The organism is Pandoraea thiooxydans, from assembly GCF_001931675.1.
In the GTDB taxonomy this organism is placed as follows: Bacteria; Pseudomonadota; Gammaproteobacteria; order Burkholderiales; family Burkholderiaceae; genus Pandoraea; species Pandoraea thiooxydans.
This window is the reverse complement of the sequence record NZ_CP014839.1, coordinates 3,417,030-3,430,969: the sequence shown is the minus strand read 5'-3', so window position 1 is coordinate 3,430,969 and position 13,940 is coordinate 3,417,030. Positions and strand designations below refer to the sequence as shown.

The following is a 13,940-nucleotide window of genomic DNA, read 5'->3' as shown; positions in this document are numbered from 1 at the left end:
AGCGAACGTCAAAGCGCGCTGCGGCGCGCTTTTTTATTTTGGAAGGTCTAGAGGCAGGCGGAGTTTTGCGCGTTTTTCAGCCGGACCTCGTCGGGTATCGGCACCACGGTTTTCAGCGTGGGCTGACCGGCCTCGAACAGGATCAGTTCGCCGGGGGCAAAGCTGGTCCAGGTTTCATTGTCGGTCAGCGGAGCGGTGGCGATGACCGACACGCGGTCGGCCTCGGTCGTGTACTGAGCGAAATCGATGGTCATGTCGGAGTCGATCAGATGCGCCGCCTGAAAGGGCCATTGGCGCACGATATAGTGCAGGCGGGTCGAGCAATGGGCAAACAGGGCCTGACCGTTCGACAGCATATAGTTGAAGACGCCGTGCCGGGTAATGGAGCGCGTGATCTCCTCGAGCGTGTGGAATAACTCGTTGAGCGGTGGCTGCGAGCCGGGAAATCGCTTGCGCAGGCCCTGCATGATGTCGCAAAAGGCCAGCTCGCTGTCGGTGGTGCCGACCGGCTGATAGACGCCGCTCAGGAAGGGCTGGTAGTCCTTCAGATCACCGTTGTGAGCGAAGATCCAGTGCCGGCCCCACAGCTCACGCTGGAACGGATGGCAATTCTCCAGCTCGATGCGGCCTTGCGTTGCCTTGCGGATATGGGCGATGACGTTTTTCGATTTGATCGGGTAGCTTTTGACCAGCTCCGCGATGGGCGACGTCGCGGCGGACTGATGATCGATAAAGAGACGGCATGCCTTGTCTTCGAAAAAGGCAATGCCCCAGCCATCGGCATGGTGATCGGTGACGCCTCCGCGCGCGGCGAAGCCGGTAAACGAAAACGTGATGTCGGTTGGGGTGGCGCAGTTCATCCCCAGCAATTGGCACATGTGCTGACCCGGTAGGCGAATCCCGGCTGTGTCGCCCCTGCTGCCGCGGCAATGATGCGGCGGCGCCAACAGCCGTTACAATAAAAGGCTGTTCAAGCATAGCACTCACGTTCCTCGCCGTACATGGCGCCGGCCGCCGCCGGCGGCAGCCGGCCTCACTGGTACCGATCATGACCCAGCTTACTCTCACGCGGCCCGACGACTGGCATTTGCACGTGCGCGACGGCGCCACGCTGCGCAGCGTGCTGCCCGACAGCGCCCGTCAATTCGCCCGCGCCATCATCATGCCCAACCTCAAGCCGCCGGTGACGACCACGGCCCAGGCGCAGGCATACCGGGAGCGCATCCTGGCGGCGCTGCCCGCCGGCTGCGCTTTCGAGCCGCTGATGACGCTGTATCTGACTGACAATACGCCGCCGGACGAAATCCGGCGCGCGCGGGACTCGGGCATCGTGCATGGCGTGAAGCTCTACCCGGCCGGAGCGACCACCAACTCCGACGCTGGCGTCACCGATCTGGGCAAATGCGCCAGGACGCTGGAGGCCATGCAGGAAGTCGGCATGCCGCTGCTGATGCATGGCGAGGTCACCGACTCGGCGATCGATATTTTCGATCGCGAGAAAGTGTTTATCGATCAGGTGATGTTGCCGTTGCGGCGCCAGTTTCCGGCGCTCAAGGTGGTTTTCGAGCACATCACCACGCGCGACGCCGCCGACTACGTGCGGCAAGCCGAGGGGCCGATCGCCGCGACCATCACCGCTCATCACCTGCTATACAACCGCAATGCCATCTTCACCGGCGGTATCCGTCCGCATTATTACTGCCTGCCGGTGCTCAAGCGCGAGGTGCACCGCCAGGCATTGGTGTCGGCGGCGACCTCCGGCAGTCCGCGTTTTTTCCTCGGCACGGACAGCGCTCCGCATCCGCGCGGCCTGAAAGAGCATGCCTGCGGCTGCGCCGGATGCTACACCGCGCTGCACGCCGTCGAGCTTTACGCCGAGGCGTTCGAGGCGGCTGGCGCGCTGGACAAGCTCGAAGGCTTTGCCAGTTTTCACGGGCCTGATTTCTATGGGTTGCCGCGCAATACGGACAAAATCGAGCTGGTCCGTGAACCATGGACGTTACCTGCGGAGTTGCCGCTGGGCGACGGTGCGACGGTCGTCCCGCTGCGAGGCGGCGAAGTGCTGCCGTGGAAGTTGCGGGCTTGACGTCTTTGCCCGATCAGACGGATGTCGGCGCCGCGCTGGCTGCCATCGACTGGGCTCGCCCCTGGTTTTCCACCACCGCGACGGTCGGGCGATATGCCGCCGGCACCGGCGATTGGCGTGCGGCGCTTGATCTCGAGGCTGGCCGCCGCGGCCTGCGCAACGCGGCCGGCAAGCCGATCCGATTCGTGCCGCAAGCGAGCTTGCCGGCCGGATGCGCTTATGAGGCGCACATCCACGCGAGCGGTGAAGTGCCCACGCGAATCAACCCGCATGACTTTTTCAACGCTTTGATTTGGTTGACTTTTCCGCGCATCAAAGCATGCCTGAACGCCCGTCAGGCAGCGGAGATCGCGCGCGCCGGCATCGGCGCCGAGCGCGGGCGGGCCCGCGATGCGGCAACGCTCTTCGACGAGAATGCCGTGTTGTTTGCCTGTAGCGATATGACGATGGCCGACACGTTGCGACGCTTCGATTGGCACGATCTAATGCTTGGCCGGCGCGCCGACTGGGGGCAATGCTGCGAGGCGCTGGTATTCGGCCACGCATTATTGGAAAAGCTGGTGCGGCCTTATAAATCGATTACCGCGCATGCCTGGGTGGTGCCGGTCGACGGCGAGTTCTTTTCACTTGCCCCGGCAGAGCGCATCGGCGAGCTCGACCGACGGGTGGCGGCGAGCCTGCGAGACTCGCCGTTGCACAGCGCGATGTTCGCTCCGCTTCCCGTGTTGGGGATTCCCGGCTGGTGGCCGGCCAATGAGGATGCCGGTTTCTACGCCGATACGCCGGTGTTCCGCACCGGCCGGCGCCGCACCGTCGCTGCGTGCTAGACTACGCCCGCAGAGTCGGCCAGACAGTCGCCGCTTTCTTCGGAAAGGGGAGGAAAGTCCGGACTCCACAGAGCAGGGTGATGGCTAACGGCCATCCGTGGCGACACGCGGAACAGGGCCACAGAAAACAAACCGCCGATGGCCGCCCGGCGCAAGCCGGCGGCTCAGGTAAGGGTGAAACGGTGCGGTAAGAGCGCACCGCGGCGTGCGGCAACGCACACGGCACGGTAACCTCCACCCGGAGCAATTCCAAATAGGCAAGCGCGTCCCGCATGGCTTCGTGCGATGCGGGACACAACGGGGCTCACGTGAGCTTGCGGGTAGGAAGCTTGAGCGGCGCAGCAATGCGCCGCCTAGAGGAATGACTGTCAACCGCGCTTCGGCGCGGGCACAGAATCCGGCTTATCGGCCGGCTCTGCCACTTTAAGCTCGCGCGACGCGGGCTCAGGCGTCGACGATATCGAACCCGTGAGTCAATTCGGCCGTCTTGCTCAGCATGATCGAAGCTGAGCAGTATTTGTCGTGAGACAGCTTGATCGCTCGCTCGACCGTCGCCGGATTCAGATTCCGGCCCGTGACGGTAAATTGAAAATGGATCTTGGTAAATACCTTGGGATCCTCGCTCGCGCGCTCCGCCTTGAGCACCACGCTGCAGCCATGAACCTCCTGGCGGCTCTTCTTCAGAATCAGGACGACGTCGTAGGCGGTGCAGCCGCCCGTACCCAGCAGCACCATTTCCATCGGACGCGGGGCCAGGTTATGCCCGCCGCCCTCCGGCGCGCCATCCATCGCGACGATATGGCCGCTGCCGGTTTCGGCCACGAACCCCATGCCGTCCTGCCCCAGCCAACTTACCTTGCATTCCATTGCTTGCTCCGATTTTGCTGCTTAAATGAAAATTGTACAGACGATTTGTGATGTTGGTCGGACGTGTCGTGGCTCGCACCAGCGCAACGATTGGCAGTCATTATGCTGCGATGCAATAGGTGCGGGTATCGGCATATTCCCTGCGAGATCCACCAAGACGGTTAGAGCGACGACTCTAAAAATAAGTGGAGGATTCTGAAATTACTTTCTAAGTATTTGAATGCATTGGGAAATTTATTTGGCACGGTCAAAATTTCACAATGTGATTTTGTGTTTCGCAGTGTAAATTTCTTGCATTGCACAAACGATGTGCCTATAATGGTTTTCATGGATTGCAGCAGTAGCGCAATCGGCAGGTGTCTCCTCCACCCTCCTCCTTTGGTGGATTTAACCCGAACCCTTAGCGGTTCGGGTTTTTTTATGGCCGTTTCCAAAGTCCCGACGGAAATTGCACGCCGCGCCCCATTTGTTTTCCTTGTCGCAGCAAATTTCTGTATAATCAACGGCTTTTCCGGAAATGCCCGCGGAAAAGAACTGGGAGAGCCTGCAGCAACCAATAAGCAGGAAGACAAAAGATTGGGCAGGTCAAATTTGGATCGATCATGAAGACGTTTTCCGCAAAGCCGCATGAGGTGAAGCGCGAATGGTACGTGATTGACGCGACGGACAAAGTCCTCGGCCGTGTCGCCAGCGAAGTGGCACGCCGTTTGCGCGGCAAGCATAAACCTGAATTCACCCCGCACGTTGATACCGGCGATTACATCATCATCGTCAACGCGGCGAAATTGAAAGTGACTGGCGCCAAGGTCACCGACAAGAAATACTATCGCCACTCCGGCTACCCGGGGGGTATTTACGAAACGACGTTCGGCAAGATGCAAGAGCGTTTCCCGGGCCGTGCGCTGGAAAAAGCGGTCAAGGGCATGCTGCCGAAAGGTCCGTTGGGCTATGCGATGATCAAGAAGCTGAAGGTTTACGCCGACGGCAATCATCCGCACGAAGCGCAACAACCGAAGTCGCTCGAGATCTAAGGGGCCAGCCATGATTGGAAATTGGAACTACGGCACCGGCCGCCGCAAAAGCGCCGTGGCCCGCGTCTTCATCAAGGCGGGCAAGGGCGACATCGTCGTCAACGGCAAGCCGATCAGCGAATACTTCGCTCGCGAAACCTCGCTGATGATCGTGCGCCAGCCGCTCGAACTGACCAACAACGGCACCACGTTCGACATCAAAGTCAACGTGTCCGGTGGTGGTGAGACCGGTCAAGCCGGCGCGGTGCGTCACGGCATCACCCGTGCGTTGATCGATTACGACGCGACGCTCAAGCCCGCATTGTCCGGCGCCGGCCTGGTGACCCGCGATGCGCGTGAAGTCGAGCGTAAGAAAGTCGGTCTGCACAAAGCACGCCGGCGCAAACAGTTCTCGAAGCGTTAATCGCGCGAGCGCTGGTTCGCCTGGAAAAAGCCGCCTTGTGCGGCTTTTTCTTTTCCCGACGGTGCGGTGCGGCTGCCTGTTTGCCGCCGATCCCGATAATGCCTTGATTCTTTAGGGGTATCTGCACGATCTTCGAATCAGGCCTACAATAGGATCGAAACGTTTTTTGGAGAATGCTGATGAGTGCTCTGGCAGAGACCGCTGTAACCGACATGCCCGCTCCGCTGCTGTTCACTGACAGCGCGGCCGACAAGGTCAAACAGTTGATCGACGAAGAAGGTAACCCTGGACTGAAGCTGCGCGTGTTCGTGCAAGGCGGCGGCTGCTCAGGTTTCCAGTATGGCTTTACCTTTGACGAGGATATCAACGAAGACGACACCGTGATGGACAAGAACGGTGTGAAGTTGCTGATCGATTCGATGAGCTACCAATACCTGGTCGGCGCGGAAATCGATTACAAGGAAGATATCAACGGAGCACAGTTCGTTATCAAGAATCCGCAAGCCACGACGACATGCGGTTGCGGCTCGTCGTTTTCCGTCTGAAGTCGGCTGTCGGCCTATCGAGAGGACCCCGCGGGGTCCTTTTTTTATGGGCGCCGAGTATCGAGGCGGCGCACTAGGCGGGGTAGATGGCGCCCAGCACACGCGGGCCCGACGCGCCGGTGACCCGCGGCAAATTGCCGGGCTGCCGCTCGACGCAGCGCTGCGCCAGCCAGGCGAAAGCCAGTGCCTCGACCTGCTGAGGTGGAATACCGAGTGCGCCGGTCGTGTCGATCGCGCAAGGCGCAAGGTCTTGCCGCAACGCCGCCATCAGGCTGGTGTTGTGGGCGCCGCCGCCGCAAACAAAAAGAGTGCGGCAATCGGGTGCGTATCGCCGAGTCGCGTCAGCGATGCCGCGCACGGTCAGGGCGAGCAGGGTGGCTTGCACGTCGGCCGGTGCGACTGCCCCGAAAGCGGATAATTTGCCGGTCAACCAGGTTGCGTTGAACAAGTCGCGTCCGGTGCTCTTGGGCGGCGGTGCGACAAAATAAGGATCGGCCAGCAAGTCGGCGAGCAGTGACGGAGCGACCTCGCCGGTGGCGGCCCACTGACCGTTCGCATCGTAAGGGGTGCCGAGGTGCTGCATGGCCCAGCCGTCGAGCAATGCGTTGCCAGGGCCGCAGTCGAAGCCGATGGCGTGTCCTGCGGCGCCCGCGCTGGCCGCCGGCAGGATCGTCAGATTGCTGATGCCGCCGATGTTGCAGATAACCCGGGTCTCGCTGGGGCTGCCGAAGACCGACGCATGAAAGGCCGGCACCAGCGGAGCCCCCTGGCCGCCGGCGGCGACATCGCGGCTACGAAAGTCCGCGACGACGTCGATCCCGGTCAGTTCGGCCAGCAGCGCGGGCTGGTTGATCTGACGGGTGTAACCAATGCCGTCGAATTCCCCCGGTCGATGCCGGATCGTCTGGCCGTGCACCCCGATCGCCCGAATTTGTCCCGCGGTGAGTTGTGCTCGCTCAAGCAACTGGCCGCAGCACGCGGCGTATAGTTGCGCCAGCCGATTGGCGGCTAGCGCTTCTCGATGGATTTCGTTCGCGTCCGGTGCCTGTAGCGCCAGCAATTCAGCCCGCAGCGTCTCCGGAAACGGCACGTAGGCTTCGGCGCCGGTCTGCTGTCGGCCGGTACGGGCGTCGAATCGCACCAGGATGCCATCGACGCCGTCCAGGCTCGTGCCCGACATGAGTCCGATGTACCAGGGCCCGACGTCGGACGATGCGGGTGGATGGGCAGAAGACTCGTCGGCGTTTGGCATGGTCAGCTGATTTGCGCGATGTGCACGGTGCGCATGAGATCGATGCGCTTGAGCAAATGCGTAGTGTACAGGTTGAACCGCTCCAGGCGCTTGCCATCCAGCGGCGGGGCGGCGGCGAACGACGTCGCGAACGGATTGAGCGGCTGCCCACGATAGCGCAACTCGTAGTGAAGATGCGGCCCGGTAGCCCAGCCAGTTTGCCCGACGAAGCCGATCACCGCGCCCTGGGCGACGCGCTGGCCGGCGCGCACACCAGGCGCGAATCCCGACAGATGGGCATAGCGCGTCGAATAGCCGCCGGCATGCTTGATCATGACGATATTGCCGTAGCCATTCTGTTGGCCGACGAAACTCACGGTGCCGTCGCCCGCGGCGAACACGCGCGTGCCGACCGGCGCGGCGAAGTCGACGCCGTTGTGTTGCCGCCAGTCCTGGAAAAGCGGGTGGTTGCGAGTGCCGAAACCGGACGTCAGGCGGGAAAATTCGACCGGGGTGCGCAAGAAGGCCTGCCTGAGGTGCTTGCCGTCGAAGGTATAGTAGGTGCCGTTCGATGCCTGGCCGGGCTCGGCATACCAGACGGTCTGATAGGTCTTGCCGCGATTGACGAACTCGACTGCCAGCACGCGTCCGTATCGGACCGTACGGCCCTGCTGCTGGATGTTCTCGAATACCAGCCGGAAGCGGTCGCCGCGGCGCACGTCCTTGTGAAAATTCACGACGCCCGAGAAAATGCGCACCATTTGCGCCACGACGCTCTCGGGTACGCCGGCGTCGTCCATGGCGCGGAAAAACTTATCGTCGATGGTGCCTGAACGCATATCCCATTGCGTTTCGTTGGGCAGCACATTCACCCTCGAGCCCAGCCTGTTCTGTGCGTTGCGGGAGATCTTGAGCTCGCGCGACTGCTCGGCGTCGAACGAGAGCATCGCCGTGAGCGAGAGCAACTTGCCCGCATCGTCGGTCACGGCGCTGATCAACTGCTCCGACGGCAGGCGAAACAGCGCCCGAGCGTGGCGGTCCGCCTGAATGAACCGCTCGGCCTGTGGATCGTTGATCGACAGGCGTTGCAGCAGGCCATCGACGGTATCGCCCCGCTGCAGGCTGGCCTGGCTGACGAAGGTTTGCTCGTGCGCGTCGATCTGGCGAATCTGCGGTGTCAGGTCGGGGAAGGCGATGGGCATTTGTACGCGATCCCCGCGCAAGGCGGCGTCGGGCACCATCGGGGCGATGCCGAACGCGGTCACCATTCCCAGGGTCAACACCGACCCGACGACGCTGATGATCTGCCGCTTGCGGCGGCGATGCAGGTCGTGCGTTGGGTCGATCAGAATAAGCAGCTCGCGCGCAAAAAAATCACGGAGTTTTGGCCACATCACGTAAAATTCTGCGCAACTCAAAGAGAAAACGTTCGGTAGCGCACCTTGCGCGGCCCGAACTCGAGGTTCAGGCGGCATTGTAACAAGGGGCGCCGCCGGGGCCGGTAAGGTAAATCCCAAATCAGTGCGGGCGATTTTTATGACGATTGAACACACACCGGCAAAACCTGCGGCCTACCCGGTGACCGACGCGACACGTGACGCATTAGCGGTGGCCAAGCGCGGGTGCGACGAATTGCTGGTCGAGGAAGAGTTTCTGCAAAAGCTGGCCCGCAGCAAAGCGACTGGCGTACCTTTGCGCATCAAGCTTGGCCTGGATCCGACGGCCCCGGACATTCATATCGGCCACACGGTCGTGCTCAACAAGATGCGGCAGTTGCAGGATCTTGGCCACACCGTGATCTTCCTGATCGGCGATTTCACCTCGTTGATCGGTGACCCGTCGGGCCGCAACAGTACTCGTCCGCCGCTCACGCGCGAGCAAATCGAGACCAACGCGAAAACCTACTTCGAGCAGGCTGCGCTGGTGCTCGATCGCAGCAAAACGGAAATCCGCTACAACAGCGAGTGGTCGATGGCGCTTGGCGCCGACGGCATGATCAAACTGGCGTCGCATTACACGATGGCGCGCATGCTCGAGCGCGAGGACTTCACCAAGCGCTTTCAAAGCGGCATTCCGATTGCCATTCACGAGTTTCTGTATCCGCTGATGCAGGGTTACGATTCGGTCGCGCTCAAGGCCGATCTCGAACTGGGCGGTACCGATCAGAAGTTCAATCTGCTGGTCGGCCGGGAGTTGCAGAAGCAGTACGGCCAGGAGCCGCAGTGCATTCTTACCATGCCGCTGCTCGAGGGGCTCGACGGCGTGGAGAAGATGTCCAAATCCAAGGGCAACTACATTGGTATCAGCGAGAAGCCGGCTGATATGTTCGGCAAATTGATGAGCATCTCCGATGAATTGATGTGGCGTTATTACGAGTTGCTGTCGTTTCGCCCGTTGGCGGAAATTGCGCAAATGCAGCGGGACGTCGATCAGGGCCGCAATCCGCGCGATATCAAGGTGCTGCTGGCGCAGGAGATCGTTGCGCGCTTTCACTCCATTGGCGACGCCGAGCGCGCGCTGGAAGATTTCAATCTGCGCGCGCGCGGCGGTGTGCCGGATGACATCCCCGAGGTGTCGCTCGGCGGCGCGCCGCTGGCGGTCGGGCAGTTGCTCAAGCAGGCTGGACTGGCGCCGTCGACGTCCGAGGCGCTGCGCAATGTCGAGCAGGGCGGTGTGCGCATCGATGGCACCGTGGTGACCGACAAAGGCCTCAAAATCGATGCGGGGACCTACGTCGTGCAGGTCGGCAAGCGGCGTTTTGCGCGCGTGACGCTGACGCCGGACGCATGATTGCACTGATACAGCGGGTATTGAAGGCCAAGGTCGACGTCGACGGGCGCACCGTCGGCGAAATCGGCCCCGGGCTGCTGGCGCTGGTCTGTGCCGAGCGCGGCGACACGCAGGCAGTGGCCGACAAATTGCTGAACAAATTGCTCGCCTATCGCGTATTTTCCGACGCACAGGGCAAGATGAACCTGAGCGTGCAGAATATCGACGGCGCCGGTCGGGCCGGCGGGCTTTTGCTGGTGCCTCAATTCACGCTCGCGGCCGATACCACCAGCGGCACGCGACCGAGTTTCACTCCCGCGGCAACCCCAGACGAGGGGCGACGCTTGTTCGATTACTTCGTCGCGCAGGCATGCGCGCGCCATCCGGTCGTGCAAACGGGTGAATTCGGTGCTTATATGCAGGTCGCCCTGGTCAATGACGGGCCTGTCACGTTCTGGTTGCGCTCGGACGGCTAGCTTGTCGCGCGGTTCCCGGACAAGTCTCAAGAATTTCGTCACAATACGGGGTGTCCTGGATAAAGCCGGGCGCCCGACGCGTGCGTCGCGGCTTGTGTCCTGCCGCCATTTCCGTAGTTTGTCAGCGCTGATCGACCGCTTTTGCCATAGCAAAGGCGCCGCGATTCTCCCTCTTTTCCCTTAGGAGATCCGTATGAAAATCTGGAGTGATTCATTTGCCGACAATGCCGCGATTCCCGGCGAATTCGCGTTTGGCGTCATTGACCCGGAACAGCACGTCAAATTGTCACAGAACAAGAACCCGCATCTGGCGTGGAACGATGTGCCGGAGGGGGCCAAATCGTTCGTTGTGATTTGTCATGACGTCGACGTGCCCAGCAAGGGCGACGACGTCAACCAGGAGGGGCGCACGGTGCCGGCCGATTTGCCGCGCGTGGACTTCTTCCACTGGGTGCTGATCGACATTCCCGCCGACGTTCGTGAGATTGCCGCGACCAGCCACAGTCATGGCATCACGCCGCACGGCAAGTTCGGGCCCGAAGCGCTGCACAATATGCGGCACGGCATCAACGATTACACCGGATGGTTCGCCAACGACCCGGACATGGCCGGCGATTACTACGGTTACGACGGCCCCTGCCCGCCGTGGAACGACACGCTGCTGCATCATTACGTGTTTACCGTGTACGCGCTGGATATCGAGCGCTTGCCGGTCGAGGGGCGGTTCGACGGCGCGCAGGTGCGCCAGGCAATGGCTGGCCATGTGCTGGCCGAGGCTCACCTGACCGGCGTCTATACGCTCAATCCCAACCTGCTTTAACTCTCACCGACACGCCATCCGGTCCGGGCAAACCCGGTCGGTGGCGCGCCAACGACTTTCTGCCGTTATGCCAGCATCCACAACGTTGATTCTGATTCGCCATGGCGAGACCGCCTGGAATCGCGACAAGCGCATCCAGGGGCATCTCGATATCCCGTTGTCCGAGGTCGGGCTGGCGCAGGCGGCGCGACTCGCTTACCGATTTCAGCAAGAGCAGGCGGCTGGTGCGGACCGCATCGATGTGCTGTACAGCAGCGACCTGTCGCGCGCGGCCCAGACCGCAGCGCCACTGGGCGACGTCTGCGGCTTGCCAGTGATGCAAACGGGGCGTTTGCGTGAACGGTCCTATGGCGCGTTCGAGGGGCTGACGGCCGATGAGATACATGCCGCGTACCCTGAACCCTACGCGCGCTGGCAAAGCCGCGACATTCATTACGCGATGCCCGATGGCGAGTCGCTGAGTGCCTTCTATCGGCGCATCGTCGATGGCGTGGAGCAACTGGTGGAGCGCCATGCCGGCGCGCGCATCGCCTGCGTGGCCCACGGCGGCGTGCTCGACTGCCTCTACCGGTGGGCTGTCGGCCTGCCGCTCGACGCGCCACGAACCTATCCGCTACTCAATGCCAGCATCAACGGTATCGAGGTCGATGGCGAGAATCGCCGCATCGGGCAATGGGGCGACGTCGCCCACCTCGAGACCGATGCCCGCGACGAGCTGAACGAGAGCGCGGTCGCCGACCGGGTCGATCCCCGCGTCGTTTGAGTGCGACGGGTTTACAATAGCGCCTCTTGCGGACAATGGCAGTTTCATGAATATTTTTTTTGAGGAATCCGGCAGTTTCAAGGCGGGGACGATCCTGAGCCAGCAGGCCGAGTCGTACCAGGTCGAGCTGCCGGGAGGGCGACGCAGCAAGATCAAGGGGCGCGACGTGCTGTTGCGCTTCGAGGCGCCGACGCCAACCGAGTTTATGCATCAGGCCGAAACGCTGGGCGAAGAGATCGATCTGCCGTTTCTGTGGGAGTGTGCTTCAGACGAGGAGTTTGCATTCGCTGCGTTGGCGACCGAGTATTTCGGCGACGGCGCGTCGGCCGTCCAGCAGGCCGCGCTGGTGTTGCGCATGCATGGCGCACCGGTGTACTTTCGGCGTCGGGGCCGCGGGCAATATCAGCGTGCGCCGCAAGAGCAGTTGCAGGCGGCCTTGGCGGGCCTCGCCCGCAAGCAGCAGCAACTGGAGCTGCAGGCGCATTATCAGGCCGAACTGATCGCGCATCGCTTGCCGGATGCGTTGCGCGGCAAGGAGCTGCAGCTGCTGTTCAAGGCCGACAAGAACACCATCGAGTGGAAGGCGCTGGACGCCGCTGCCGCCGCGCTGGGCACGACCCACGCCAAAGTACTGCTCGCGTGCGGCGGCATTGCATCGCCGCGGGCATTGCACGAGGCGGGCTTCCTGTTCGAGTACTTCCCGCGCGGCACAGCTTTCCCACCGATCGAAGAACCGCCGCAACCAGGCATCGAACTGCCGCTGGCGGACGTGGCGGCATTTTCGATCGATGACGTCACGACCACCGAGATCGACGATGCGCTGTCGGTGCAGGCGCTGGCCGACGGCAGATTGCGCATCGGCATTCACATCGCGGCCCCGGGGCTTGGCATCGTGCGCGGAGATCCGATCGACGCGATCGCGCGCGAGCGCATGTCCACCGTGTACGTGCCGGGCGACAAAATCACCATGTTGCCGGATGCCGTGGTCGACGCGTACACGCTCAAGGAGGGCGCTCCCCGCCCGGCGTTGTCGCTGTATGTGATCGTCGACGCCGCCAGTTACGACGTGATCGCCACCGAGACGCGCGCCGAATTGGTGCCGATCGCCACGAATTTGCGTCATAACGAGCTGGACGACATCGTGACGGCCGAGGCGCTGGCCGCCGGCACCGGCGACTACCCGCACAAAGACCAGATCGCCCGTCTATGGCCGCTTGCGCAAGCGCTTTATGGCAAGCGGCAGGCTGCCCGCGAGGGCTATGGTCTCAAGCCGGAAGTGCAAAACAAGACGGATTACAGCTTTTATGTCGATGGCGAACACGTGACGATCCTGCCGCGTCGGCGTGGCGCACCGCTAGATCTGATCGTTGCCGAAATGGCTATTCTGGCCAACAGCACCTGGGGACGGTTGCTGGCCGAATGCGGAGTGCCCGGCATCTACCGCGCGCAGCGCGCGTACGGCGTGAACCGCACGCGCATGCAGACCACGCCGGCGCCTCACGAGGGGCTGGGCGTGGAGCAATATGCGTGGAGCACGTCGCCGCTGCGTCGCTACGTCGACCTGGTCAACCAGTGGCAGCTGCTCGCCTGCGTGCAGTATGGCGTCACCGCCAAGCTCGCCGCGCCCTTCAAGCCGAAAGATGCCGACCTGTATGCCACCGTTTCCAATTTCGAGGCGGCGCATGCCGCCTACGGCGAGCACCAGGCCCGCATGGAAAGGTTCTGGTGCCTGCGCTGGCTGCAGCAGGAAAATATGCGGCAGATTCAGGCAAGCGTGCTCAAGGGCGATCTGGTGCGCCTGAACGACATACCGCTGACCGTGATTGTGCCGGGGCTTGGCGTGCAAGCCAGGGGCACGCAGGTATTGCTGGATATTCTCTCGGTCGACGACGTCACGCTCGACGTCTCCTGTCGCCTGGCACAGGTGTTGGGCGAAGGCGCTGGCGCGGTGACCGCCGAAGCTTCCGACGACGAGACGGATGAGTCCGGCGGTATCGACGAGGGCGACGAAGTTGGCACGGCCGACGCCGAGCGCGATATTGCCGAGGGCGATGCGGCTGAGTCCGCCGACAATGAAAACGACGCAATGACGAGCCGGGGCGATGGAACCGGTGGGTGAGCA

Annotated in this window: 14 protein-coding genes and 1 other RNA gene; 11 read left to right on the top strand and 4 right to left on the bottom strand. The window is 62.2% G+C overall.

From position 1 onward, the window contains the following. Nucleotides 1-47 precede the first annotated feature (47 nt). Nucleotides 48-878, bottom strand: coding sequence for a class II glutamine amidotransferase (locus PATSB16_RS15710; protein WP_047215012.1), 831 nt, complete (start codon nucleotides 876-878; stop codon nucleotides 48-50). A gap of 170 nt (nucleotides 879-1,048) precedes the next feature. On the opposite strand from PATSB16_RS15710, the gene pyrC reads away from it, so the two are divergent. From pyrC to rnpB, 3 genes are all read left to right on the top strand, one after another. Beyond that, nucleotides 1,049-2,086 (top strand): dihydroorotase, encoded by a 1,038-nt coding sequence (gene pyrC / locus PATSB16_RS15705; RefSeq protein ID WP_047215011.1) that lies wholly within the window; start codon nucleotides 1,049-1,051, stop codon nucleotides 2,084-2,086. Beyond that, nucleotides 2,083-2,913, top strand: a complete 831-nt coding sequence (locus PATSB16_RS15700; protein WP_047216659.1) for a DUF3025 domain-containing protein — start codon at nucleotides 2,083-2,085, stop codon at nucleotides 2,911-2,913. Before pyrC ends, PATSB16_RS15700 begins: the two co-directional genes overlap by 4 nt. Before the next feature lie 11 nt (nucleotides 2,914-2,924). Then, nucleotides 2,925-3,334, top strand: an RNA gene (rnpB, locus tag PATSB16_RS15695) — RNase P RNA component class A. A gap of 23 nt (nucleotides 3,335-3,357) precedes the next feature. Here the strand turns inward: rnpB and PATSB16_RS15690 are convergent. Beyond that, nucleotides 3,358-3,780 carry an OsmC family protein gene (locus PATSB16_RS15690; protein ID WP_047215010.1) on the bottom strand — a complete coding sequence of 141 codons (423 nt, stop codon included), beginning with the start codon at nucleotides 3,778-3,780 and terminating at the stop codon, nucleotides 3,358-3,360. A 602-nt stretch (nucleotides 3,781-4,382) separates the two neighbouring features. Between PATSB16_RS15690 and rplM the strand changes: the two genes are divergently transcribed. The 3 genes from rplM to erpA all read left to right on the top strand — a co-directional run bounded on the left by rplM (nucleotide 4,383) and on the right by erpA (nucleotide 5,759). Further along, on the top strand, nucleotides 4,383-4,811 hold the full coding sequence (rplM, locus tag PATSB16_RS15685) for a 50S ribosomal protein L13 (protein ID WP_047215009.1): 429 nt from the start codon (nucleotides 4,383-4,385) through the stop codon (nucleotides 4,809-4,811). Nucleotides 4,812-4,821: 10 nt separating this feature from the next. Continuing rightward, nucleotides 4,822-5,214, top strand: coding sequence for a 30S ribosomal protein S9 (gene rpsI / locus PATSB16_RS15680; RefSeq protein WP_047215008.1), 393 nt, complete (start codon nucleotides 4,822-4,824; stop codon nucleotides 5,212-5,214). A 179-nt stretch (nucleotides 5,215-5,393) separates the two neighbouring features. Beyond that, nucleotides 5,394-5,759 (top strand): iron-sulfur cluster insertion protein ErpA, encoded by a 366-nt coding sequence (erpA, locus tag PATSB16_RS15675; protein WP_047215007.1) that lies wholly within the window; start codon nucleotides 5,394-5,396, stop codon nucleotides 5,757-5,759. A gap of 73 nt (nucleotides 5,760-5,832) precedes the next feature. On the opposite strand, the gene PATSB16_RS15670 is transcribed toward erpA, so the two are convergent. After that, nucleotides 5,833-7,011 (bottom strand): anhydro-N-acetylmuramic acid kinase, encoded by a 1,179-nt coding sequence (locus tag PATSB16_RS15670; RefSeq protein WP_047215006.1) that lies wholly within the window; start codon nucleotides 7,009-7,011, stop codon nucleotides 5,833-5,835. Between the two features lie 2 nt (nucleotides 7,012-7,013). After that, nucleotides 7,014-8,384, bottom strand: coding sequence for a M23 family metallopeptidase (locus PATSB16_RS15665; RefSeq protein WP_047215005.1), 1,371 nt, complete (start codon nucleotides 8,382-8,384; stop codon nucleotides 7,014-7,016). Between the two features lie 142 nt (nucleotides 8,385-8,526). Here PATSB16_RS15665 and tyrS point away from each other — a divergent pair, with 142 nt between their 5' ends. The 5 genes from tyrS (at nucleotide 8,527) to PATSB16_RS15640 (ending at nucleotide 13,937) form a co-directional block, all read left to right on the top strand. Further along, the gene (tyrS, locus tag PATSB16_RS15660) at nucleotides 8,527-9,780 is read left to right on the top strand and encodes a tyrosine--tRNA ligase (RefSeq protein ID WP_047215004.1); all 1,254 of its coding nucleotides are present in this window, start codon (nucleotides 8,527-8,529) and stop codon (nucleotides 9,778-9,780) included. Continuing rightward, nucleotides 9,777-10,235 (top strand): D-aminoacyl-tRNA deacylase, encoded by a 459-nt coding sequence (gene dtd / locus PATSB16_RS15655; protein ID WP_047215003.1) that lies wholly within the window; start codon nucleotides 9,777-9,779, stop codon nucleotides 10,233-10,235. Before tyrS ends, dtd begins: the two co-directional genes overlap by 4 nt. 193 nt (nucleotides 10,236-10,428) lie before the next feature. Next, the gene (locus PATSB16_RS15650) at nucleotides 10,429-11,055 is read left to right on the top strand and encodes a YbhB/YbcL family Raf kinase inhibitor-like protein (RefSeq protein WP_047215002.1); all 627 of its coding nucleotides are present in this window, start codon (nucleotides 10,429-10,431) and stop codon (nucleotides 11,053-11,055) included. Between the two features lie 67 nt (nucleotides 11,056-11,122). Further along, entirely contained in the window at nucleotides 11,123-11,818 is a 696-nt protein-coding gene (locus PATSB16_RS15645) for a histidine phosphatase family protein (protein ID WP_047215001.1), read from the top strand. Nucleotides 11,819-11,864: 46 nt separating this feature from the next. Further along, the gene (locus PATSB16_RS15640; RefSeq protein WP_047215000.1) at nucleotides 11,865-13,937 is read left to right on the top strand and encodes a ribonuclease catalytic domain-containing protein; all 2,073 of its coding nucleotides are present in this window, start codon (nucleotides 11,865-11,867) and stop codon (nucleotides 13,935-13,937) included. Nucleotides 13,938-13,940: the final 3 nt, after the last annotated feature.